Here is a 23746-nt window from a genome sequence, read left to right as displayed (position 1 = left end):
AGTTTACTTGTTTCTGCGTTGGAGGTTCAGAAAATAAGCCTGGTATTGGCACTTGTTCGCATTATACTGTCTCATTAGTCTACTAACACTCATAAAAAAGCCGCCCATTAGTTGTGGGCGGCTTTTCAGAGAAGGCAGGTTATTATAAACTCATGGTCAGGATTTTTTCTACATCCTCTACCTGAATATCGGCTCGCTCACCCAGGTTGCGTACGCCTCTTCTCTCGAAGCGTGCTACAATTTCGGCAATGGTACTACTTTCCACCTCATATTCATGTAAGGTAGTTGGCACGCCAAGAGAGTTAAAGAACTGCACTGTTGCCTGAATGGCCTCTTCGATCCGCTCCTCCTCAGTTCCATCTTTAATGTTCCAGATGCGGGCGCCATACTGCAAAAGCTTTTCTTTTTTGGTCTCGCTCTTGTAACGCAGTAGCGATGGCAAAACGATAGCCAGGGTACGGGCATGATCGATGCCATGCAGAGCGGTGAGTTCATGCCCAATCATGTGTGTAGCCCAATCGGTAGGTACACCGGCGCTCAGCAATCCATTCAGAGCCATGGTAGCAGACCACATAAAGTTGCCCATAGCTTCGTAATCAGATGGATTTTCCAGTACCTTCGGTCCCTCCTCTATCAGGGTCAGCAACACACCTTCGGCTATACGGTCTTGCAGAGGAGCGTTTACAGGGTAGGTCAGGTACTGCTCCATTACGTGAGTAAAAGCATCTACCACACCATTGCTGATCTGGCGTGGTGGCAGCGAAAAGGTTGTTTCCGGATCGAGCACCGAGAATTTAGGAAAGGTAAACGGGCTACCAAATGTCAGCTTCTCCTTTGTTTCCGCTTTGGTAATAACGGCTCCCGAATTCATTTCGGAACCTGTGGCAGGCAAGGTTAGTACGGCTCCAAAAGGTACCGCAGCTTTTACCTTTACGGCCTGTTTTTCAGCTAAAAAGCGCCAAGGATCTCCTTCTTCAAACTTAATAGCGGCGGCAATAAATTTAGTGCCGTCCAGCACCGAACCACCACCTACCGACAATATAAAATCAATATCCTCTTTTTTAGCTAACTCTACTGCCTGCATCAGCGTTTCGTAATGAGGGTTAGGTTCAATGCCGCCAAATTCAACAACAGTATGTTCTTTAAGGGCAGCCAGTACCTGGTCGTATACCCCATTTTTCTTGATGCTGCCACCTCCGTACGTCATCAGAACGCGCGCTCCTGCAGGCACTTCTTTAGCTACTTCTGCAATAGTACCTTTTCCGAAAATGATTTTTACCGGATTATAAAATTTAAAATTATTCATGTCGTTGGATTGAATTCTTTGTTTTGATTATGCATGTGCTATAGTGAACAACTAATTGCGGGCCGAAATTTATAAACTGCAGGAATGATCCTGATTACAGCCAATTTGGCAGAAGCACACCGGCCCCTCCTGCTTTAGTAGCGTGAAAACTCACTGATAGGTTTTAAGTTCCTAACCTGCTTTTGATGAGAATAGTTAGTCTTAGGTTCAGGTTTATCTAACTGATGAACAGCTTGATGCCTGGAGAAAAATCAACCTTAACCCCTCTGGAAGGGCATTTTCATTAGAATAATTTGAGTAGAATGTGTCCCCGGCAAGTACTAAGGAACTGATTTAGAGACGAAGAATTTTAATTCCGACACAGTTAATGGTTTAGAAACAGCAAAGGCTCCTGTAGCAGGAGCCTTTGCTGTTTCTAAAAAGATGAATCGGGCTGAATCAATTTAGTTAACATCCATGCCAACCTCCAGCCCTTTTGGAAGCGATATAGTTTTGGACCCTTTGTAGTGCTCCAGGAATAGCGCAAGTTTCTCCATGGTTTCGTTCAGTTCCTCTACAGTAGGCAGGTACACAACCCTGAAGTGGTCGGGCTTACTCCAGTTAAAGCCACTGCCCTGCACCATCAGCACCCGCTGCTCTTCCAGCAGATCCAGTATAAACTGCTGATCGTCCAGGATATTGAATTTCTTCACATCTATTTTCGGGAACATATAAAATGCTCCTTTGGGCTTTACGCAGGTAATGCCCGGAATTGAAGTCAGCTTTTCGTAGCACACGTCCCGCTGGCGGCGCAGCCTTCCTTTTGGCAACACCAGGTCGTTGATGCTTTGGTAGCCGCCTAAAGCCGTTTGGATTACAAACTGCGCTGGTGCATTGCTGCACAGGCGCATGCTGGCCAAGGCATTAAGCCCTTCTATATAAGACTTGGCAATAGACTTTTTGCCACTGATAACCACCCAGCCTGCTCTGAAACCGGCAGCACGGTAGTTTTTAGATAGGCCGCTATAAGTCAGAAACAGCACATCATCGGAGAGTGCCGCTGTAGAGAAATGGGCGGTATCGTCGTATAAAATCTTATCGTAAATTTCGTCTGAAAAAATAATCAGGTTGTGGCGCTCTGCCAGCTGCACGATCTTCTGCAGCACATCGGTTGGGTAAACGGTTCCGGTAGGGTTGTTAGGGTTGATGATAACGATACCTTTTGTACGGCTCGTGATCTTACTCTCCATATCAGCTACATCCGGGTACCAGTCCGACTCCTCATCGCAGAGATAATGCACAGCCTTGCCGCCCGATAGTGTGACAGCAGCTGTCCAGAGTGGGTAATCCGGAGACGGGATCAGAATTTCATCACCATTGTTGAGCAGCGCCTGCATCGACATCAGAATAAGCTCGCTCACGCCGTTGCCGATAATGATGTCGTCAATCTTCACATCGCGCACCGACTTGCTTTGCATATAGTGCATTACTGCTTTGCGGGCCGCGAAAAGACCTTTGGAGTCGGTGTACCCTTGCGCGTTGCGCAGGTTCAGAATCATATCATGTATGATTTCGTCTGGGGTATCAAATCCAAAAGGCGCCGGGTTTCCAATATTCAACTTTGTAATCTTGTAACCCTGGCGCTCAAGCTCTTGCGCTTTCTCATAAATGGGCCCACGTATTTCGTAAAACACGTTATCGAGCCGCGAACTCCGCTGTATCATAAAATCAAATTTTCCAAAATTAAACATTTGGAATGCATTGCAAACAAATTACTTCCGAAATTTTAATTCCGGTGCCTTCCTTCTTCAACATTTGGCGTCTGAACTTAAATTCCATTTGCACCAACTATATTTATGAAAGTCAATATTTAGTCAGGCACCAAGGCTGCTGCATCAAAATCAAAAATAGAAAAAACAGTTCCATCCTACCATCAGGTTCTCAACCAAAATTCGATTTTCTTTTTAAATAGCAGTAGCACCAGAGCCAATAGATAGCTCCGGCAGGATTTGAAATGCTAACACCTGCCCTGCATAGAAACCTGTTAAAACACCTCCGGAAGTTGATTTTCATTAGAAGAATTGATGGGGAGCCGGCGATCTATTTTTTAAAACGCTACAGGGTTCGCTGATTGCAATTCCACACGCCAGCTGCCGCCCTGATCCTGCCTTACGAGGTAAAGCTGGTCGAAACCTTCGGAAAACGTGGGAGGCTGTAGTCTTTTCCTTGTACCGAAAATTCCTTTTTCAGGAACATACTGCCGGCCGGAGCGCAAGCTGTTCCGGGCAAGGGCAAGGGCTATGTCGGCCTCAAAAAAGTAACCAATCACTTCGTAGCGAGCCTCTTTGGCGAGCTCTATGTACTTTTGCCGCTCCAGCACAGTTGGGTTAGTATTGTCTACGACAAAGCGCTGCTGGGTTTTAAGGCATGCGGCCAGAAAGACCTGCTCTCTGTGCCGGGTCCGCAGCAGGTCCAGGCTAATGCGCACATGCGTCTGAAAAAAGTGTTCTTTATAAAAAGTAGATTTGCCGCTTGCCTGTATTCCACAGAAAATAATTGCCTGCATCTGCCTCCTTCATTTATTTGCTGCATCCTGCCCCTTGGTACGAGGCCTGCGCGGTAATTGATACGAAGGCAACACCATCCGTTTTTAAAATTTGCTGCATACAACTTTGCCATTGACGGTTGTTTTATAGTGAATATACCCGGCAGTTGCGCTTGCAGGCTCCACATTTGCCAGAAATTTTATATACTTGCAGCATGCGAGGCAGTAAATCGCTTGCTTCAGCTTTCAGTATCTTTCATTCACAAAAATTTGAATACGAACAGTACGTACTTCCGGCTTTCCCACAAGATTCTTGATGAGGCTTTTGCGCTTTCGCAGGCTCCAGACAGCAACCTTTACCTGGCACTCAGCCAGAAATCTGTACGGCTGGGGGTGGTGGACCTGAAACGCAACAAGTTTGTGGTACTGGAAGACTATGAACTGCTAACTGTTACTACACCGGAACAGGTGGCGGCACAGCTCCGGCTCATTGCCAGAAGCAGCTCTATTTTGAATTATAAAGGCTGGCGCAGCCTGCGCGTAATGATCAGCAACCTGAATTTTACGCTCGTACCCGAAACGCTTTTTGAGCCGGAACACCAGGCCGACTACCTGCGCCTGCACAGCGAACTGCACCCCGAACAGGACCAGGTATTGGCCTATCGGCATGCCGACCTGGAAGCAGTTAACATTTTTTCGATACCGGCTGTTATTCGGGAGGTAGTGGAGGAGATTGCGCAAAGGCGACCGGTGCAATATCTGCACCAGGCAAGTGCACTTATCCGATGCCTGTTGCACCAGACCGGCCGCAGCAGGGCACGCCGCCTCTACCTTTTTGTGGAGCAGCAATATGTTACCATTCTCGTAATCAGCCAGAGCGGGCTGGAGTTCTGCAATATATTCCAGTATCAGAGCCCTGAAGACTTTATTTATTTTGTCATTTTTGTGATGCAGGAGCAGAAACTAAATCCAGAGGAAGAAACCATAACGGTGCTTGGCGATATTACCCACGACTCCACTCTGTTTTCTATTTTACAAAAATATGTGCGCCATGTAAGGTTTGGAAAAAAACCAGCCGATGTGGCGTATAGCTATAAGTTCGACGACTTGTTCGAGCACCGGTATTTTGAGCTCTACAGCGTGCACCTCTGCGATTAATTATGAAAAGAATAGCCCTATTCCCCGGATCTTTCGATCCTTTTACAAACGGACACTACGATGTGGTGCTACGCGGTGCCCATTTGTTTGATGAGATCATAATTGCTATCGGGAACAATACCACCAAGCAGCGGTACATACCCGTAGATCGCATGGTGGGGGTTATCAAGGAAGTATTTAAGGATCAGCCAAATGTACAGGTGCAGTCCTACAAGGGCCTTACGGCAGAGTTTGCGCGTGAACAGGGAGCCAGGTTCCTGCTACGGGGCCTGCGCAATACAACCGATTTCGAGTATGAGAACACCATTGCTCAGGCAAACCGCCACGTGAACCCCGAGCTCGAAACAGTGTTTCTAATTACGGCACCTCGCCTGGCAGCCATTAGCTCCTCTATTATCCGGGAAATTCACAAGTTTGGCGGCAATGTAGATGAGTTTATACCTTTCCCGATTTCAGCGATTGAAGGTAATGCTTCATTATAAAACTGATGGATGTATAGGCGTTGGGTAAAACCTCTTTCACTTCCTCAATGGTCATCCAGCGCACCTCTTCTATAAACTCCTCAGCTTGCGGCTTCATCAGGCTGTCGTCGGTGCAGTTCATCAGGTACCAGGAGGTTTTCTTCAGGATTTTATTTCCTTTGTAGGCGTAAGAATGCCAGGTTTTGGGCAGTTTGCCTACTATCTCCACCTTTATATTACATTCTTCCTCTACCTCACGCAGGGCACCTTCCTTTACCTTCTCTTTTTTGTTGAGCTTGCCTTTTGGCAGGTCCCAGGTGCCGAGCCGGTAAATCATGAGTATCTTGTCGTCTTTCACCACCAAGCCGCCTGCCGCCTTCACGATCTTGAACTGGTCTTTAAGGTGCAGCATGATCTTCTTAATTTTGTCGGCCACCAAGGTCAGCGAGTCAAGCTTTTTGAGCTTCTTTACTTCCATCAGGCGAACCAGCTTGTCTATTAGAGGGGTGTCAGCGTCTTTTATCAGCACATCGCCTATCAGATCTTTCGAAGAAAATTCATCATCGGCACTCAGAACCACATCATAATGGTGCTTGTATACCTTCTCGGTAGATTTCTTTAGTATTAAAGGAATATCGTTTATAAAAACGTTCATGTCTGGTACCTCTGGTAGTCTTCAAATATACACAAATGAATAAATAAATCTGCTGAAAGAAAATACTGCCTCCCAAAAAGGTAAATATTTCTGTATTTTCGCCCTATGGATTCAAAGCAAACTGCACATCAGGTAGCCTCCTTTCTGCTGGAAACAGAGGCAGTGAAATTAAGTCCGGCCAACCCATTTAAGTGGAGCTCTGGCTGGAACTCACCTATTTACTGCGACAACCGCGTAACATTGTCGTTTCCGTTTATCCGGAGTTATATAAAAGATCAGCTGGCGAACCTTATTAAAGCCAACTTTCCGGATGCCGAGGCTATTGCCGGTGTTGCCACAGCCGGTATTGCGCAAGGCGCCCTGGTAGCTGAGCTACTCGAAATGCCTTTTCTGTACGTAAGGCCGCAGCCAAAGAGCCATGGCATGGGTAACCAGATCGAAGGCCGCCTGCTGCAGGGCCAGAAGGTAGTGCTCGTGGAAGACCTGATCTCTACAGGCGGAAGCTCCCTGAAAGCTGCTGCAGCCGTGCAGGCAGCCGGTGGAGAAGTAGTGGGCATGGCCGCCATTTTCACGTATGGCTTTTCGGTGGCTGAAAACAATTTTAAAGAAGCAGGCATACCACTTTTCTGCCTCAGCGATTACCAGGCGCTGACCGAGGCAGCTCTGCAAAATGGCTATATACCAGAAAGCGCTATGGCAACTCTTGCTGAATGGCGCAAAGCGCCTGAAACCTGGGGCGTATAAGCCAGGAACAAACCCGGTTGTTATAAGTTTTGCATGCAGCCAATTATTCTAATGAAAATGGCCTTCCGGAGTCGGTTTGAATAAATAAGAGGCAGGGCTTGAAAAAGTTATTTTAAGCCCTGCCTCTCCTGCTCTTCCTAAACGTTGTGTCAAAGGCTACAGCCGCATGGCAATCCTGCTTCATTGCCACCCGAAATGGCAATAACAGGTAAAGAGAAACATTTTGAGCCTGAAACGGACCAGCTGCTCTACTAATGCATAGGGCAGTACAAAGAAGTTTTCAATTCTTCTAATGAAACAGCCCTTCCGGAGCTAAATTCAATCTTTTTGATTCAAGGCCTCGTTTAATCAACCATAGCAGTAGCTGAGTATGGAACAGTCTTTCTCATTTTCACCAAAGACCTCTCCCCTCTCAGCGCTTCAACAAACCCGACGCAGCAGCACATGAAAATAGGCCTTCTCTCTGACACCCACAGTTACCTCGACGATCAGATACTCCGATTGCTTAGCGACAGAGACGAAATATGGCATGCAGGCGATTTTGGTACGCTGGCCGTGTCGGACAGGCTGCAGCAGCTGGCACCTGTAAGGGGCGTTTATGGCAATATAGACGGGCCCGATGTGCGGCAGGTGCACCCCAAAGTAAACCGTTTTACCCTAAATGGCCTGGAGGTGCTCATGACGCATATAGGAGGCTACCCCGGCAAATACCACCCCGACATCAGGCAGGAAATACTGCAACGACCACCACAGCTGTTCATAACAGGACATTCGCATATCCTGAAGATCATGACGGATAAAAAACTCCAAAACCTGCTGCATATTAACCCCGGCGCTGCAGGCAAGCATGGCTTTCATACCACGCGCACCATGGTACGCTTTACCATAGAAGCCGGATTGGTGCAGGAGCTACAGGTAATAGAACTTGGCAAACGAGCATAAAAAAAGTGTGCCTGCTATGCAAACACACTCTAAAGATCTTTATCTAGTAAGCCGCCGCCATTTGCTGAAATAGCAGCGGCAGGCAGATGGACTTACTTTCCCGTAAAAGAAACTATTCAGCAGCTGTTTCTTCTGCAGCTACTTTGTTTTTTGGAGCTTCGCCAAACTGAGATCTCAGCTCATCCATGTCAACATTCTTGATAACTGGCGTTAATAACAACTGCTTTATCTTCGCAATTCTGTTGTTAGCTCTTGCTTTATTCTTACGGTCTTTTCTTTTTAATCTTGTAACTCCCATCGTTGCAATATTTAATTTGAAGGGCAAAAGTAAGTTATTATTTTTACAAAGTAAAGTATTTATTCTATCAAAATATGTTGATTACCGATTTACGCAGCGATACCGTTACAAAACCTACCCGAGAAATGCTGGCTTATATGTTTGAAGCTGAGGTAGGTGACGATGTATACGAGGAAGACCCCACTGTAAATGCTTTGGAAAAGAAGGCGGCTAAAATGTTCGGAATGGAGGCTGGCTTGTTCTGCCCGTCAGGCACCATGACAAACCAAATAGCCATAAAAGCACATACGGAGCCGCTTACCGAAATTATCTGTGATGTTACCTCGCATATATACCAGTATGAAGGAGGCGGCATTATGTTTAACTCGGCTGCCTCTGTAGCACTGGTACATGGCGAACGCGGAAAGCTGACTCCCGAACAAGTAGCAGCACACATTAGGCCTCTCGACAACGTTCACTACCCTGAAACAAGACTAGTGTCGTTAGAGAACACAGCCAATAAAGGAGGAGGCGCTTATTACACTATAGATGAGATTGCCGCTATTTCTGCGGTTTGCCGGCAGCACCGCCTGGCTCTGCACCTGGACGGCGCCCGTGTATTCAATGCCCTGGCGGCCGCAAATGAGCAGCCTCTGGCCTATGGCCAGTATTTCGACAGCATCTCGATTTGCCTCTCCAAAGGCTTAGGCGCCCCTGTTGGCTCTTTGCTCCTGGGCAGCCAAGCGTTCATCCGAAAATCGAAGCGCATTCGTAAAGCCTTGGGTGGTGGCATGCGGCAGGCAGGCTATCTGGCAGCTGCCGGCCTTTACGCCCTCGATCATCATGTGGAGCGACTTATGGAAGACCACCAACGGGCAAAGGCATTGGAAGAGGTATTGCTACAGGCTAATTATGTAGAGCAGGTACTACCGGTGCAAACTAACATTGTTATTTTTAAACTGAACGAAAAGTTTACAGGAGCAGCCTTTGTGGAGGCGCTTGCACGCCATCAAGTACGGGCTACCAGTTTCGGGCCACAGTTGGTGCGCTTTGTTACCCACCTGGATTTTACAGAAGAGCAACTGGCGCACACGGTTCAGGTGCTGTCTTCACTGAACAACTCCCACTAAGGGCACTGCACTTTAGGACAATTTAACTGCAAAGGCATGAATTCCACCGGAGTTCATGCCTTTACTGTTCACTACCTCCTCCTTCTACCCCTATTGCAGACGCACCTCTTTCCCTTTTTCCTGTTAACTTATATAAAGCCATTGTAAAAGCTAACTATACAAAGGCAATTTAATAACAAAAACACCGCTGAACAAGCGCAATACCTTCATTTAAGCCAGTCCTATACAATATATATGTATAGCACATATACCTATATTTTAAATATAGCCTAACTCTTTCAACTTAGATTTTTAAGCATTACCCCCTATAGTAAACACAGGGGGGGGGAATTTATTTTTATGTTTTTTGATTTTTTTTTCAAGGAAACCAGATCTGCCTTTGTTTCTATTTTAATAAAATTCTGGCATATTCGGCTCCCATTTAGGGCATTACGTTCCAAAGGGATTTGAATACCTTAATATATCCATAATACAATAATTCTGAGTATACAGCTGCTAATTTGCTCATTCCTGCTGTTCCTGCTGCACTTACTATGCTATTTTATGCATTCTGTTACCAAATACTCGTTAGCCATATTCTATATTTTTTACAAACTAGAGCAGTGCAATTAATTTAAAAACCACCCTTATTATAGATAGGGGTCTTTTATGATTTTACTATAAATTAACTAGGTACCCCTATTGTTTTTTAATATATCTTTAATAACTTTATCATAATTAAAATAGATACCCCCTTAAAAACATGGATATAGATTAAATTTACTCCTTATGAAAAAGATAGAAGCAATCATTAGAACATCCAAATTCGAAGAAGTCTACGAGGCGTTGACTGAAATCGGTGTTCCATTCATGTCCACCTACGATGTGAAAGGATTTGGACTTGAACATGGCTCGTCGCAGGTATATAGAGGTACCGCTTACAACGTTGGCTTTATTCCAAGAACAAAAATTGAATTAGTGGTTACCGACGATCAATTGGATGACATAGTGAGCACTATCTTAAAGGTAGCCAGCACCGGCAAGGTGGGAGACGGCAAAATCTTTATCATGGATGTACAGGAGGTAATCCGGATCAGAACCGGGGAAATTGGGGAGCTCGCTCTTTAATAAAAGGCTACACTAACTATTCAAAACTTATCAAATAACCTTAATTCTCTAACCCATGTCACAAGAATTATTTGTTGTAAACAACGTTTGGATGATGGTTTCCATCTTTCTCGTTTTCATCATGCACCTGGGATTTGCCTCACTGGAGTCAGGCCTGGCCAGATCGAAGAACACGGTCAACATCCTCTTTAAAAACAGTATGATCCTTCCTGTCGGATTGATCACCTACACCCTCTGGGGCTTTTCAATGATGTACCCTGGAGATGCCTTTGCTGGCGGCTTCTTTGGTTTCTCAGGCTTTGGAATTCCTCTACCAGAAGGCGGCGAAACATCTGCTTATAACGAAGGCTATACTTTCTGGACCGATTTCCTGTTCCAGGGCATGTTTGCTGCCACTGCTGCCACTATTGTGTCGGGCGCTGTTGCTGAGCGTGTAAAATTAGGGGCCTTTATGATCTTCTCTATTGTATTTGTGGGCATCTGCTACCCTATAGTTGGCATGTGGAAGTGGGGAGGCGGTTTCTTAGATGCTTTAGAAACTCCTTTTTACGATTTTGCAGGTTCTACTCTGGTACATTCAGTAGGTGGCTGGGGCGCATTGGCAGGTATCCTGATGGTCGGCCCGCGTATAGGAAAATACGTTGGCGGCAAAGTAAAGCCGATTCAGGGGCACAGCATGCCATTGGCTACTATCGGGGTATTTATCCTGTGGTTAGGTTGGTTTGGATTTAACGGAGGTTCAGTTTTGTCTGCTGATCCGGGTGCTGTTTCAAGAGTACTGGTAATGACCAGTTTGGCTGCTGCCTCAGGTGCTATTGGAGCCTTTTTCGTATCCTACGGCTTATTTAAATCAAGCGACCTTTCTATGGTCCTGAACGGCATCCTGGCTGGCCTGGTAGGCATAACAGCCGGTGCAGACATGATGGGCGTAGTAGACTCTGTTGTAATTGGCCTGGTAGCAGGTAGCCTGGTAGTATTAGGTGTAATGTTTTTCGACAAATTAAAAATCGATGATCCAGTTGGAGCGCTTTCAGTTCACTTAATCTGCGGTATCTGGGGAACACTGGCCGTAGGTTTACTCGGAGATCTGGCCGGAGTAGATCAGGTAATCAGCCAGCTTATTGGGATAGGCATAATTGGTGCCTTCAGCTTTGTCTTTGCCTTTGTACTGTGGTTTGTACTGAAAATAACATCAGGCATACGTGTAAGTGAAGTAGAAGAAATAGAAGGACTTGATATGCATGAACACAAAATGCACGCTTACCCAGACATTAACGCTCCTGCCTACGAAGTTACACGACTTGAAAACGGTTACTCTACCGCCGAAACCAAGAAGAAAGCTACCGTAACAGCAAACAACTAACTATATTCTAACTCCCTCCGCACTTCTTGTACTTGGATGGTTAAAAACAAGTGGTAATGCGAAAACCACATTACCACTGTTTTTACTACCATAAAAAACTCCGCCTCACCAGAAGGTGCTCTTGCCTTACCACTTACATTTCCAGCATTCAGATCCTCCTTCACATTTCTGCTGACTTAAACGGCATTTTAAGTCAGTATGAAGAATGGGTTTCCAAAGTACTTTTCTAAGGATATTTATAAAATAATAAAGCACATGAACATGAAAAGATTTTTACCTCTCGCTGCTGCGGCATTCTTTACTACTGCAAATATAACAATTGCACAGGATATTCCCGCACCTGCATCTAAGAGCAAGTTCGAGTTCTCTGGCTATGTTGATGCTTACTACCAATATAATACAAACAGCCCGCTTTCTGACATGAATCAAGGCAGAATTTTTGACCTTTATCACAATAAAGTGGCAATGGGTCTTGCTCAAACCATGTTTGCTTATAGTTATGGTAAATTTCATGCTGTGGCGGACTTAACCATAGGACCCAACGCCGAATTAGGCAACTTTGGCAATGAAGGCAATACCAAATTTATTAAGCAGGCTTTCCTTACTTATGATGTAACAGATAAACTATCGGTAACGGCAGGTCAGTTTGGTACACATATCGGCTATGAACTTATTGATGCGCCACTTAACTTTAACTATAGCTTATCTTACCTTTTCGGCAACGGCCCTTTTTACCACACAGGCGCTAAATTGAACTATGCCATTAACGATAAATTTGGCGTAATGATGGGTATTGTACAGGGCTGGGATGGCATAAAAGACTATAACAAAGAGAAATCGCTGGTTGCGCAGTTCTATTTGGCCCCAGTTTCCGGTTTCGACATCTACCTGAACTGGATTGGTGGCGACGAACATAATACTGCGTCTAACTTTGGTGAGTTGGACGGCTCCTACACTAGTCTTTTCGACTTAACTACTTCTTACCAGGTAACCGAAGATTTTAAAGTTGGCATAAACGCAGCTTATGGATCGTTTCTGACAGGTAACAAAGAAACTCCAAATCCTGCTCCTCAAGATCCATGGTATTCTGATGCCTCATGGGGTGGTGCAGCCTTATATTTGAACTATAACACCAGCGACAAGTTTGGTTTAGGCCTACGCACAGAATACTTTTCAGACCCAAGCGGTGTTCGTTATTTCGGCCCCCTGGAGGTAACCTCCTTTACCCTAACCAGTGACATTAAATTAGCTGATAGCCAATTTATCCTGAAGCCGGAAGTTAGAATGGACTTTGCCAACAACGGGTTTTTCGAAGACAAAGCTGGCAACATGGGCAAGAAAAACCAAACTACATTGGGGGCTGCCTTTATCTACACCTTCGGCCTGTGTAAATAAAAGGCAGTGCATGTAGTGAACTGGAGTATGTTCTGGTTAAGGCCTCTCCGCTAGAGCTAAGCCAAAATAAGTTCGATAAACACACCAACGGCCTCAACCCCTAGCCAATTAAAAGATCGCGATTGTATTATAGAAAGTGAGCACTTCAACTAGTCAACTCATCCAGTATAAGCACTTAAAACGAATCAATATCCCATTTTAAAACCATAAATCACCTGTGCCTATGCAAACAAAAAACTAATCTATTGGTCTATTTAAGCTATTGACTTTTTACAAGCAACATGGTAAGGCAGAAGCCAGGTACTGAAAAGGCCAGGCTCCTGCCCTTGTTTTTGCGGCTACCCTTAAATAAAAATACCTCGAAAGCCTCTGAAAGGCCGTTCTTATTTAAAGAATTAGTTTGCATCATACCCAGTGTTGACATCATAGAACAAAAAAGTAATACTTAAATACCGAAACCCCATTGAGTTTAAACCAATCTCAATGTACTGTTTCAGCTTAGTCGCAAGGCAATTCAGGAGAAACATTTGCTCCATGTTTTAATAACCCCCCCTCAAAACAGGGTGAGTTCCTGACGAAAAACAACAAAATTGATTTACCACCTTTACACTAAGGGGGTAAATCAATTTTATTTTATATTTTTACACAAAGACCCCTGTTTTTATAAACACCATTATTTATATTTATATCAAATTAGACAAACACGCCTCTAGTTACAGGGAGTATCAGTTTAAATAATGCTTTGTTTACAAATAGCAGCTGATGCAGAAATATGCAAATAGAGAAATAAGTATTGAGTTTGGAGATAACACTACTAATGCCATTTTGGCAACACCTGATAGTTGAATGAGATCCTAACTCGCAAAGCCAACCAGTTACAGGCACGTTGAGTAAAGAACTTGAGCCCACAGCTGATTTAATACGAATTATGAATTTAACAAGATTAGCAGATATATTTTTAACTTAAACCCTTCATTCATGATTAGATCATTTACTAAAACAACCACCCTATTATCGCATCTTTTCTCACTATTGTTAATTTCTACATCAGCATCCGTTATGGCGCAATCAAGCTCCGATGATGACGATGACTTTTCTTTTACAATTGGCCTGACATCTGACCAGTTTTTCGGTTTTGCACCTTCTTTTTCAGGTTCTTACGGTGTTTCTTCTAAGGTAGGGCTCACGTTTTATGGTATTATGTGGTCAGGTGGAACAGGTGGTGCCTGGGGGAACTGGACAGAATTTGGTGTTGGTGCCAACTTTAACCTGGCCGATGGCATTAGCTTTAACCCAAGCCTAGGGGTAACTGGCGGTAATCTGCTCTCGAGCGGGGCGCAAGGGCCTGCTATTTTTGGCGATGGGATTGTACCAAATATGTTCTTTAATATCAACAAGCCGAAGGTAGAAGGTGAAGTTTATTTCGGCTACTATGCCCCGCTGCGCGACAAGGCACCTGCTGAGGGCGGCACTACACTATCTTACATCCACTACTGGGCAAATCTTGGGTACAAGGTAAACTCTAAATTCTCTTTTGGCGCCCACTACGAGCATCTTGTTAACTCCGGAGGATCTAACGTTAGCGCCTCTACAGATGTGTATCAGTGGGTTGGTCCGTATATACAGTTTTCTTCGCCAAAGCACAGCATTTTTGGAAGGCTCAGCGGCGGAGGTGACTTGGTGGAAGGCAACGACTCTTTCTTTAAAGTTACCACTGGTTTTAGCTTCTAACTTATACCTTGCCATACACACGCTTTATCCTAGGGTGTGTATGGCCTATAGCCGGGTACAGTGCTCTGCTACCAGACTTACCGGTTACAGTAACAAACACAACACCTTAACTTTATATGCCTATGCAAACAAAAAACTAATCTATTGGTCTATTTAAGCTATTGACTTTTTACAAACAAAAAGGTTGGGCAGAAGCCAGGTACTAAAAACGCCAGGCTCCTGCCCTTCTTTTTGCAGCTACCCTTAACTCTAAAACACATAAATAGCCTCTGGAAGGCCCTTTTCATTACAATAATTCAGAAGCAATTATTGTGTTGCTTGTATTAATTTGAAAATTCTTGAATAATAGCCATATTGATAGCCAACGCCACCATTATGGAAAACTCAATTACCAGCGAGACCGCTTTAGCAGCACTCTCACAAGACCCTGTACTGGCTGCACTTATTGCCTCCGGCAAACCCCTCTCCTCTTCCCCCTCCCAGGATATTTACTTCAGACTTCTAAGCGCTATAGTGTCGCAGCAGCTTTCTACCAAGGTGGCAGCTACTATTTTCAGAAGGTTCACGGCGCTTTTTCCGGATGCCTACCCAGCCCCTGCTTTGGTACTGGCCATGCCCGACGAGGTGCTACGAAGTGCAGGGCTGTCGTTTCAAAAAATTGGCTACATTCGGAATGTGGCGGCTTTTGCTGAGGAAGGTCAGCTAGAACATGCTACTATAGCCGCCCTGCCCGACGAAGAACTGATTGTACACCTCACGCAAATTAAAGGCATTGGCCGCTGGACAGCTGAAATGCTGCTGATGTTTGCCCTGGAGCGGCCGGATGTATTGCCACTGGACGACCTGGGCATTCAAAATGCCATTAAAAAACATTATGGGCTGGAAGAAAAAGGCAAAGCGCTGAAAACAAAAATGATGGAAATTGGAGAAGCCTGGCGCCCCTTCCGCACCATCGCCTGCAAATACCTGTGGCAGTCGCTTGATAACGCTCCGAAATAATAGACTTTTTGCCCCTGCTGCAGCTACTTAAGGAAAATCTCAATACGCTGATTAATACACTAAACGTTTTATTTTGAGTAAAGGCCTACGGAAGGAGGTTTTCATTTGCATCATTAGGGAGTGTGCTATAGCCTTATGTTCTCCTTCAGAAGCCGGTTTCCAAAGCATTGTGTTATCCGGTAAATTAACCAACAGGTAACCTCTAGGATGAATAATTTTAATGATAAAATTCACTTTACATAGCATTAGCAACCAGTTACCGCACCTTCGCCCTTTTGGTAAGGTAAGAATAAAGCACTTTATCGAAAGGTTCGCTGATATCGACAGGCACAAAGTCTATTTTGTACTGCCCACACTTCAGCACCAGGTCCTGTTTAAAGCCTTCGACGGCAGCTTTGTACTGCTCCCTGACCTGCGAAGGCTGTAGCTTTAGCTCTTGCCCCGATTCCACATCCACAAAAATATAGGGGCGCTCTGCAAAATCGAACTCCTCTTCTGTTTTCCGGTCCATTACATGGAAAATCAACACCTCGTGGTTCTGGTGCTTCAGGTGTTGCAGCGCAGAAAAGATGGCTTCTGTGTTGTCGTGGCGGCCGAGCATGTCGCTAAAGATAACCACCAGCGAGCGTTTGGGTATTTGCTGAGCAATCTGGTGAATAACTTCTGCTACATTTGTGTCTTTTGCTACTGGTTTTTCCTGCAGCTGTTTCTGAAGCAGGAGCAGGAGCGTGTGCAGGTGCGATGCCGTGGAGCGCACCGGTGTCTGCAGCTCAATTTTATCAGTAAAGGTAACAATGCCTACCGCATCACGCTGTCGCCGGAGCAGGGTAGCCAGGGCGGCGGTACATAAGGCACTAAAAGTAATTTTGCCGTTATTTTCGGTGGGATAATACATAGAAGGCGACACATCGAGAAGCACGTGGCAACGCAGGTTAGTTTCTTCTTCGTAGCGCTTCACAAACAGCTTGTCGGTGCGGGCAAATACTTTCCAGTCGATGTGGCGGGTGCTTTCGCCGCTGTTGTAGAGGCGGTGCTCCGAGAACTCCACCGAAAAGCCATGGTAAGGCGACTGGTGCAGACCGGTAATAAACCCCTCTACCAACTGTTTGGCCAGAAACTCCATATTCTCGAATTTCTGTACGTCGGCTAGTGTAAGAGGCTTTTTCATGAGCAGGTATTAGTTATTGGTTGCGGCTTCAGCTTCTGAAACGCTTAAAGGCTGATCTTGTTGTGTCACAAGTTCGTCTGTAAGTTCTCTCAGGCGCACCTGGCCAACGCCTTCCCGCACCAGGTCGAGTTGCAGCGCTGCAGCCCGCGATACATCTATAATAGTATGGCGTGAGCGCGACATACGATCATTTACCTTCACCACCACACTTTTGCCATTCCGCACATTGGTCACCAACACACGGGTGTTAAACGGAAGAGAAGCATGGGCTGCGGTAAGCTGTGTTTTGTCGTAGCGTTCGCCGCTGGCAGTCTGGTGCCCCTGCATGCGGTCTGAGTAAAACGATGCTTTGCCATCGGCTACATACGCCACTTTATCAGTCATAAAGAGAAAAACAAATACTAGTATAATCGAATTTATATTCATGCTATACTATAATTGGTCCGTCTCAAATATAGTATAATTTTTTTTATCAAATTTTAAATTCAAAAGTTTTTATATATCAGAACAATATGTTACTTTTAGGTTCATTAAAGTGGAATTTAACGTCTATTAAACGGTGGAAGAGAACAACGAAAAAGCAGAAATTTTTTCCCAAAGAGTTAGAGCAGGAAAGAGAACGTATTTCTTCGACGTGAAGTCAACACGCTCGAATGACTATTACGTGACCATCACGGAGAGCAAGCGGAAATTTAAGGATGAAACTTTCTCTTACGAGAAGCACAAAATCTTCCTTTACAAAGAGGATTTCGCCAAGTTCATGGAAGCGCTGCAAGGAACAATCGATCACGTTAAATCGGAGTTGTTAACAGAAGAAGCTCTAGCCGCCCTTGAGACACCGGTAGCAGAAACAGAGCCATCTTTTGATGATGAATTGAAATGGGAATAGGCATTTGCCTGACATTATAATAGAAAAAGCTTACGTTAACGCGTAAGCTTTTCTTGTTTTTGCACCAAATAATGACACATTTAGCCGTGGGTGCAGTAGTGACCTACAATTTCTGAGCAGCTGTGGAGGACATTGGTGTTATTTTCCTCTCTCCTTTAGATGCTGCTCAGGTTATGGTTCCACAGACTGGTTTTCCTTGGCCTTTTTGGCCCAATATGCCTCCGGAAGGCCTTTTTCATTAGCATAATTTAGTTCTAGCTGGCAAGGCTCCTGCTCTTTTGCATGAAGCAGCCTTTTCTTGATTGCCTTTTAGAGGGCAGGCATCTGCAATGCTTGTTAAATTGTTGTATATTTGCGCCCTGATAATAAAAGATTATTTCAATGGGACTCAGATGCGGAATTGTAGGACTGCCAAATGTTGGTAAGTCTACCTTGTTTAACGCTATTTCTAATGCCAAGGCAGAATCTGCCAACTATCCTTTTTGTACCATAGAGCCAAACGTGGGTGTGATTACCGTGCCCGACGAGCGCCTGGATATATTGGAAGAACTGGTACACCCGGAGCGGGTATTGCCTACCGTTATTGAGTTTGTAGACATTGCCGGCCTTGTAAAAGGAGCCAGCAAAGGCGAGGGACTCGGCAACAAGTTCCTGGCCAATATACGGGAGGTAGATGCTATTATACATGTGGTACGCTGCTTCGAAGACCCGAACATTGTTCACGTTGCCGGCAAAGTAGATCCTATTTCCGATAAAGAAATTATAGATACGGAGCTGCAGTTAAAAGACCTCGACTCAGTAGAGAAGAAGTTACTGAAGGTACAGCGCTCTGCCAAAGCCGGCGATGCCAAAGCCAAAAAAGAATTTGCCAGTCTCGAAAAATACAAAGCGCATCTGGAGGCAGGCCTGAGTGTTAGGTCTTTAGACGCAACCGACGAGGATAAAGAGGCTGTAGAAGACTTGAACCTGCTGACAGAGAAACCAGTAATCTACGCAGCCAACGTAGACGAGAACTCCATGAACTCCGGCAACGAATTCTCTAAAACGCTGGAAGAACATGTAAAGAACGAAAATGCGCAGGTGGTGCTGATAAGCGCATCTATTGAGGCTCAAATTGCAGAACTTACCGACCCCGAAGAAAAAGAAATGTTCTTGGCGGAATATGGTCTTACAGAGTCTGGCCTGAACAAACTTATTCGTGCTTCATACGAACTGCTGAACCTGGTAACATACTTTACCGCCGGTGTAAAAGAAGTTCGCGCCTGGACCATTGGCAGAGGCTGGAAAGCACCGCAGGCCGCTGGCGTTATTCACTCTGATTTCGAAAAAGGCTTTATCCGGGCTGAAGTTATCAAACTGAAAGATTACCAGGAATATAAAACAGAAGCCAAGATAAAAGAAGCCGGTAAAATGGCAGTAGAAGGAAAAGATTACGTCGTACAAGACGGTGACATTATGCACTTCCGTTTCAACGTTTAGTAATTAGTTGCTAGATTATAGAAACTAGATAAACATTTCTTTAAAAGAGAAGGGCAGCTTAAAGGCTGCCCTTCTCTTTTAAAGAAATGTTTGCCAGCAAGAGTACATATAAATACCCAAGGCCTCTCTTCTTTAAAACTCCTCCAGAAAGGCATCTTCATTAGAATAATTTCAAATTTTTACAATATCCATTAGAAGACAATGTATTGCGGCAGGAGGCAACGAAGAGAACACCTGAGCCAGATGCACCTATTGACGATTTTTTGTTTGAGCGTTCAGCGAGTTTAAAATTGTCTTGATTTTTTTGGTTCTTTTTGTATCAAGACAAAAAGAACAAAGACTCCAGCAATACAACAGCTTCAGCCTGATGAAGAGGTAAACAGCAACTATGCGAACTTAAACTAAATATGCTCTTGGCTCTCGCCCACAAGATCTCTACAAAATGATAAATAAGATATGTGAAGAGAAAATATCGAATATTTTCGATCGCTCTGATGAGAGGTAATCACCAAACAAGTTACCCTTCAAACCCTTCTACTACCAGCATTTTGGTATGAGCAGCGCGTTGCCGAATGCCTTTCGCTTTGGCATACTCAGGTGAATTCCACCATTCCTTTGCCCGCTCAACCGTCGGGAATTCCAGCACCACAATGCGCTGCGGGTTCCAATCGCCTTCCAGGCTCTCCATGCTACCGCCCCTCACCACAAATTTACCATCGTAGGCCGCAATGGAGCCAGGAGTATAAAGTTTGTATTCTTCGTAAGCGATTGGGTCTATTATCTCAATTTCTACTATTACAAATGCTGACATAGCTATTAATTCAATTCGTGACTAATTAAGACTTGTGTGAGTTACAGGTCGCACAATAACCGTATCTCAAATACAAAATGCCCGAAGCCTTTCCTAAAACTTCCTGTTATACCCAATCTCCTCATAGCCAATCAGCATATCGGCGCGGGTACCGGGGGGGCGATAGTACACCAGAATATCGTAGGTGTTGCCCGTGCCGAAATGGCTGCCTTCGAAATAACTGGCATCAGCCTCGGCACTGCCTGCTCCGGCAAGTGCATAGTAGTAGTTGTAGTAGCCTTGTTTCAGGAGCATGCGGCCTAAGTAGGCACCACGTTCCTGGTTATAGCGCATCTTCGCCTGCTCCGTCAGGCGCCAGTCAGTCAAGGCACCTTGTAGGTACACTTGGCCGCTCACTTCTTCCGACGATCTTAGTTCGAACTCCACCCAGGCATAGTCGCCGTTTACATCGCCGTTGCCGTATTCGCGGTTGCCGAAGAGCAACTTGCCATCAGCATCGGGGTCTTGGCTGTAGGCAGCTCCCTGGCGGCTCTTGTCCTGCTGCAGGTTAATCATAATAGGAGTAGCCTCCAGGTTTATTCCCTGCACGCCCAGCCCTTTGAACCTGATGCTGCGGGTATCAAACACACGGAACTCACTCAGGCCCAAAAAATGGTCTTTAGGTTCAAAGAAAACATACTCCAGCCTCCTAGCTTCGTCGCGGACAAAAGTAGGGCGGGCATACGATTTGGCATTGTCCCAACGGTGGTTCTGCCGCATAACTACTTTAACCTCCTGGGCTGGGTTCACGAGCGGAAAATCTTTATAGAATATATTAAACTCAACTGGCTGTCGCGAAAAACGGCCTGATGGTCCGGCTGGCGCACCTAACTTAGCGGCAACCGCTACCGCATTTTCGTACACAAGCATCCTGCGGGTAAGCAGCACATTACCACCCTCCTCAGTTACTTCCACTACATAATTGCCACTTATTTTAACGCGAGGCACCTGAAACGTATAGTGCACATACGGCACACGGGTGCTGACAGAGTTCTGCACATCTGTTATAAAGAACTCGTTAAAATCGTTGAGATACTGTGTTACGTTTAAGCCAGACGGCGACCAGTCAGCATTACAATGATGGAGTTTCACGATCAGGCGCTGCGGCCCCGCCTGCAACCTATCGAACTTCAGCACAACGCGCTGCTCTTGGCTCAATGGCAGCACCGCCGGGTTTAGCACCTCCTCAGGTGTGCCGGTAGCCCGGTAGCATTGCACCGAGCGTATGTTCTCATTATAAATAAAATCTTCGTATCGCAATGTTGCCTGTGCCACACTGCCTCCATACCCTTGCCCCTGCTGTTCCAGCGGTACACAGGCGCTTATGCCCGTTGCCAGCGCTGCCGCCAAGAGCAGAGAAAAAACTTTTTGTTTAAACATGTAGTAAAACAGGGTTTAGCATAGCAGCACCTGCCACAGCTTCTGCCCTTTTGTTAGTTGGATGTACTAAGATAGGCAGACCACTTTAATTTTTCGTTTCTGAATACAAAAATTGTTCTGAAAGAACAGAGGGAAATCTTTACTGACCCGACAGGCAGGCCATTAGCTGGCTAATAAATACCTGCAAGTTTTAGTTTACCATGTTTACGCTGTAGCAGAGCAAGTTTGTCTCGCTTGCTGGAGTTTGAACAATAGCATTGGTAAATGGCAGGAGTAAACGCTTTAAAGAATAGAATTTCATAGTAATTGCACCAACAAACGTTAGTTCATATATTTACTTAACCAATACTCTCTTAGGAGCCTATGAAAACAATTCTCTTAGCTGGTGCTACCGGAAACCTGGGGATGCACTTGTTTCAGGAACTCAAACAACAAGGGTATTTTGTAAAAGTTCTTGCCCGCGATTATTCCAAAGCTGAGGCGCTTACTCCTGCACCTGACGAAATTTTAGTGGCAGATGCCACTGACCGGGAATCTTTAAAAGGTGCCTGCGAAGGAGTAGATGTTGTCATATCGGCCATTGGCAAAAGCCTGCGCCTGCAAGACAGGTGCAAAGCCTCGTTTAGAGAAATAGACTTTCTGGCGAACCTGAACCTACTCGGCGAGGCAGAAAAGTCAGGCGTAAGCCAATTTCTTTACATTTCTGCTTTCTCGGCCTCGCATTACCCACACCTGGCCTACTTTAAAGCGCATGCCGATTTTGCAGAAGCCCTGAAACAAAGCCCGATCAGCCATACTATTCTGGAGCCAACTGCACTATTTGCCGCCTTCAGAGAAGTAGTAGCGATGGCATCTAAAGGCATAATCGGTCACCTTGGCCGCGGCGACAAGCGTGTAAACCCGGTTTATGAAGGAGAGGTTGCCCGCGCTGCTGTAGCAGCTATTGGGTTGCCATCACAGGTAATCCCAATTGGAGGCAGGCGCATCTATACCCGTTCCAAGCTTATCAGGCTGTCATGCAAAACGGCCGGGCACAAGGGCCTCGTACCTATTATTCCTTATTTTGCGCTTAAAGCGGCACTCCCGGTTGTAAAACTCCTGAAGCGCAACTTATATGATAAGCTTGCCTTTTTGATTGCCGTTACCAAAGAAGATTTTTTAGCGCCACCGCTTGGCGTGCTCACCCTGGAGGAATATTTCGAGCTTGAAACACAAAAAGTTTAAAGCTTATCCGGAAAAGGCAGAGCTGGGTCCAGATAGGTTTCTACCAGCACCCCCGCCTCCAGGGTGCGCTGCACCGGACATCGTCCTGATATTTCCTCCAGCCGCTGCCGTTGTGCTTCGTTCAGGTCGCCAACTAAAATCAGCTGTTTGGTAATCAACATTTTTTTCACCTGCTTTTCTGGCTGTACGGGGTCTTGCACGGTTACATATTCGTGCTGCAGCCTGACCTCGGCACGTTCCAGCGGCCAGTTTTTGCGGCTGGCATACATGTGCAGGGTAACTACGGTGCAGGCTCCCAGTGAACTTAAAATAAAATCATTTGGGTCTGGGCCAGTTTTGTGTCCCTCTTCTACGGCAGATTCGTCTATTTTCATTGCCTTCGCTCCTGCTATTATATCGGCCACATAGCCGGCTGAGCTGTCGGCACTTACAATTACTGTTTCACTTTTCGCCATTTCACCTCCGTGTTTAAATACTTCAACTATAGTACGATAACAGACAGGGAAGGAAACAAAACCGCTTTAAAAGATGCTAAAAAAGAGCGGCGAAGTAAATGATTCTAATGAAAATGGCCTTCCAGAGGCAAAAACAAGATTTAAAGTTCAGGGTCTCGTTCATTATAATGTTAGAGACCTTTGCAGGGGCTACACATTTTATAGCTTAAATTTAAGTGGATGCGTGGGTTAAAAAGTCCTATTAAAGGTTTATGAAAAAGAGTGGAGTTGCCATGTTTTACTGGAGACTTCTTCAAGCAGCCACTGTTTGATTGCAGAATAGATTTTCATGCTGGCAAAGAGTAAGGTAGCCCAGAGCTGAATGCCTCCTCTTCCTGGTTTAGAAACCTTCAACATTTTAAATACGGTTAATCCAGCTTACTGTCTGGTAGCAAATTCGTGGCGGCAACCATTCTTTATTGTCTTATAGAAGCTCTCAACTACGGCGTTCTCTCAGCAATTTCCCCTGT

The 23746-nt window shown here is 45.3% G+C and carries 23 protein-coding genes; 13 read left to right on the top strand and 10 right to left on the bottom strand.

Annotated elements, in window-relative coordinates; translation table 11 throughout:
• Window positions 1-142: 142 nt before the first annotated feature.
• From ACMA1I_RS19425 to ACMA1I_RS19415, 3 genes are all read right to left on the bottom strand, one after another.
• Window positions 143-1306, bottom strand: a complete 1164-nt coding sequence (locus tag ACMA1I_RS19425) for an iron-containing alcohol dehydrogenase (protein ID WP_337070140.1) — start codon at window positions 1304-1306, stop codon at window positions 143-145.
• A 443-nt stretch (window positions 1307-1749) separates the two neighbouring features.
• The gene (locus ACMA1I_RS19420; protein WP_337070139.1) at window positions 1750-3009 is read right to left on the bottom strand and encodes a pyridoxal phosphate-dependent aminotransferase; all 1260 of its coding nucleotides are present in this window, start codon (window positions 3007-3009) and stop codon (window positions 1750-1752) included.
• Between the two features lie 383 nt (window positions 3010-3392).
• Window positions 3393-3851 (bottom strand): AAA family ATPase, encoded by a 459-nt coding sequence (locus ACMA1I_RS19415; protein ID WP_337070138.1) that lies wholly within the window; start codon window positions 3849-3851, stop codon window positions 3393-3395.
• Between the two features lie 249 nt (window positions 3852-4100).
• On the opposite strand from ACMA1I_RS19415, the gene ACMA1I_RS19410 reads away from it, so the two are divergent.
• A complete protein-coding gene (locus ACMA1I_RS19410) occupies window positions 4101-4988 on the top strand; it encodes a DUF3822 family protein (protein WP_337070137.1) in 888 nt (295 codons plus the stop codon).
• Between the two features lie 2 nt (window positions 4989-4990).
• Window positions 4991-5470: a pantetheine-phosphate adenylyltransferase gene (gene coaD / locus ACMA1I_RS19405; protein ID WP_337070136.1), complete on the top strand. Its 480-nt coding sequence runs from the start codon at window positions 4991-4993 to the stop codon at window positions 5468-5470.
• On the opposite strand, the gene ACMA1I_RS19400 is transcribed toward coaD, so the two are convergent.
• On the bottom strand, window positions 5424-6104 hold the full coding sequence (locus ACMA1I_RS19400) for an NUDIX hydrolase (RefSeq protein ID WP_337070135.1): 681 nt from the start codon (window positions 6102-6104) through the stop codon (window positions 5424-5426). The two genes, coaD and ACMA1I_RS19400, sit on opposite strands and share 47 nt — an antisense overlap.
• 105 nt (window positions 6105-6209) lie before the next feature.
• Here ACMA1I_RS19400 and pyrE point away from each other — a divergent pair, with 105 nt between their 5' ends.
• Together pyrE and ACMA1I_RS19390 are read left to right on the top strand one after the other, a co-directional pair.
• Window positions 6210-6848: an orotate phosphoribosyltransferase gene (gene pyrE, locus ACMA1I_RS19395; RefSeq protein ID WP_337070134.1), complete on the top strand. Its 639-nt coding sequence runs from the start codon at window positions 6210-6212 to the stop codon at window positions 6846-6848.
• A 444-nt stretch (window positions 6849-7292) separates the two neighbouring features.
• Window positions 7293-7790: a metallophosphoesterase family protein gene (locus ACMA1I_RS19390; protein WP_337070133.1), complete on the top strand. Its 498-nt coding sequence runs from the start codon at window positions 7293-7295 to the stop codon at window positions 7788-7790.
• 112 nt (window positions 7791-7902) lie between these two features.
• Here the strand turns inward: ACMA1I_RS19390 and ACMA1I_RS19385 are convergent, their stop codons facing one another.
• A complete protein-coding gene (locus tag ACMA1I_RS19385) occupies window positions 7903-8088 on the bottom strand; it encodes a hypothetical protein (RefSeq protein WP_337070132.1) in 186 nt (61 codons plus the stop codon).
• A 74-nt stretch (window positions 8089-8162) separates the two neighbouring features.
• Between ACMA1I_RS19385 and ACMA1I_RS19380 the strand changes: the two genes are divergently transcribed.
• From ACMA1I_RS19380 to ACMA1I_RS19355, 6 genes are all read left to right on the top strand, one after another.
• Window positions 8163-9197 carry a GntG family PLP-dependent aldolase gene (locus ACMA1I_RS19380; protein WP_337070131.1) on the top strand — a complete coding sequence of 345 codons (1035 nt, stop codon included), beginning with the start codon at window positions 8163-8165 and terminating at the stop codon, window positions 9195-9197.
• Window positions 9198-9965: 768 nt separating this feature from the next.
• A complete protein-coding gene (locus ACMA1I_RS19375; RefSeq protein WP_337070130.1) occupies window positions 9966-10304 on the top strand; it encodes a P-II family nitrogen regulator in 339 nt (112 codons plus the stop codon).
• 55 nt (window positions 10305-10359) lie between these two features.
• The gene (locus tag ACMA1I_RS19370; RefSeq protein WP_337070129.1) at window positions 10360-11667 is read left to right on the top strand and encodes an ammonium transporter; all 1308 of its coding nucleotides are present in this window, start codon (window positions 10360-10362) and stop codon (window positions 11665-11667) included.
• A gap of 261 nt (window positions 11668-11928) precedes the next feature.
• The gene (locus tag ACMA1I_RS19365; RefSeq protein ID WP_337070128.1) at window positions 11929-13062 is read left to right on the top strand and encodes a porin; all 1134 of its coding nucleotides are present in this window, start codon (window positions 11929-11931) and stop codon (window positions 13060-13062) included.
• Window positions 13063-14040: 978 nt separating this feature from the next.
• The gene (locus ACMA1I_RS19360; RefSeq protein ID WP_337070127.1) at window positions 14041-14793 is read left to right on the top strand and encodes a DUF6733 family protein; all 753 of its coding nucleotides are present in this window, start codon (window positions 14041-14043) and stop codon (window positions 14791-14793) included.
• Between the two features lie 375 nt (window positions 14794-15168).
• Window positions 15169-15792 carry a DNA-3-methyladenine glycosylase 2 family protein gene (locus ACMA1I_RS19355; protein WP_337070126.1) on the top strand — a complete coding sequence of 208 codons (624 nt, stop codon included), beginning with the start codon at window positions 15169-15171 and terminating at the stop codon, window positions 15790-15792.
• Window positions 15793-16048: 256 nt separating this feature from the next.
• Here ACMA1I_RS19355 and ACMA1I_RS19350 read toward each other — a convergent pair whose 3' ends face one another.
• Window positions 16049-16960: a DUF58 domain-containing protein gene (locus ACMA1I_RS19350; RefSeq protein WP_337070125.1), complete on the bottom strand. Its 912-nt coding sequence runs from the start codon at window positions 16958-16960 to the stop codon at window positions 16049-16051.
• Between the two features lie 9 nt (window positions 16961-16969).
• Window positions 16970-17386, bottom strand: coding sequence for a septal ring lytic transglycosylase RlpA family protein (locus tag ACMA1I_RS19345; protein ID WP_337070124.1), 417 nt, complete (start codon window positions 17384-17386; stop codon window positions 16970-16972).
• Window positions 17387-17519: 133 nt separating this feature from the next.
• Between ACMA1I_RS19345 and ACMA1I_RS19340 the strand changes: the two genes are divergently transcribed.
• Both ACMA1I_RS19340 and ychF read left to right on the top strand, forming a co-directional pair.
• Window positions 17520-17849: a DUF3276 family protein gene (locus ACMA1I_RS19340; RefSeq protein ID WP_337070123.1), complete on the top strand. Its 330-nt coding sequence runs from the start codon at window positions 17520-17522 to the stop codon at window positions 17847-17849.
• A gap of 381 nt (window positions 17850-18230) precedes the next feature.
• On the top strand, window positions 18231-19328 hold the full coding sequence (gene ychF / locus ACMA1I_RS19335; RefSeq protein ID WP_337070122.1) for a redox-regulated ATPase YchF: 1098 nt from the start codon (window positions 18231-18233) through the stop codon (window positions 19326-19328).
• A gap of 517 nt (window positions 19329-19845) precedes the next feature.
• Here ychF and ACMA1I_RS19330 read toward each other — a convergent pair.
• Entirely contained in the window at window positions 19846-20139 is a 294-nt protein-coding gene (locus ACMA1I_RS19330) for a DUF1330 domain-containing protein (protein ID WP_337070121.1), read from the bottom strand.
• Between the two features lie 93 nt (window positions 20140-20232).
• Window positions 20233-21558 carry a DUF5103 domain-containing protein gene (locus ACMA1I_RS19325; RefSeq protein WP_337070120.1) on the bottom strand — a complete coding sequence of 442 codons (1326 nt, stop codon included), beginning with the start codon at window positions 21556-21558 and terminating at the stop codon, window positions 20233-20235.
• 363 nt (window positions 21559-21921) lie between these two features.
• Here ACMA1I_RS19325 and ACMA1I_RS19320 point away from each other — a divergent pair, with 363 nt between their 5' ends.
• Window positions 21922-22782, top strand: a complete 861-nt coding sequence (locus ACMA1I_RS19320) for an SDR family oxidoreductase (protein WP_337070119.1) — start codon at window positions 21922-21924, stop codon at window positions 22780-22782.
• On the opposite strand, the gene ACMA1I_RS19315 is transcribed toward ACMA1I_RS19320, so the two are convergent.
• The gene (locus ACMA1I_RS19315; protein ID WP_337070118.1) at window positions 22779-23237 is read right to left on the bottom strand and encodes an OsmC family protein; all 459 of its coding nucleotides are present in this window, start codon (window positions 23235-23237) and stop codon (window positions 22779-22781) included. The two genes, ACMA1I_RS19320 and ACMA1I_RS19315, sit on opposite strands and share 4 nt — an antisense overlap.
• Between the last annotated feature and the right edge of the window lie 509 nt (window positions 23238-23746).

It is taken from the genome of Pontibacter sp. 13R65 (assembly GCF_047525655.1).
Lineage (GTDB): Bacteria > Bacteroidota > Bacteroidia > Cytophagales > Hymenobacteraceae > Pontibacter.
Note: the sequence above shows the minus strand (reverse complement) of the source record. Positions and strands in the feature narration are given on the sequence as shown.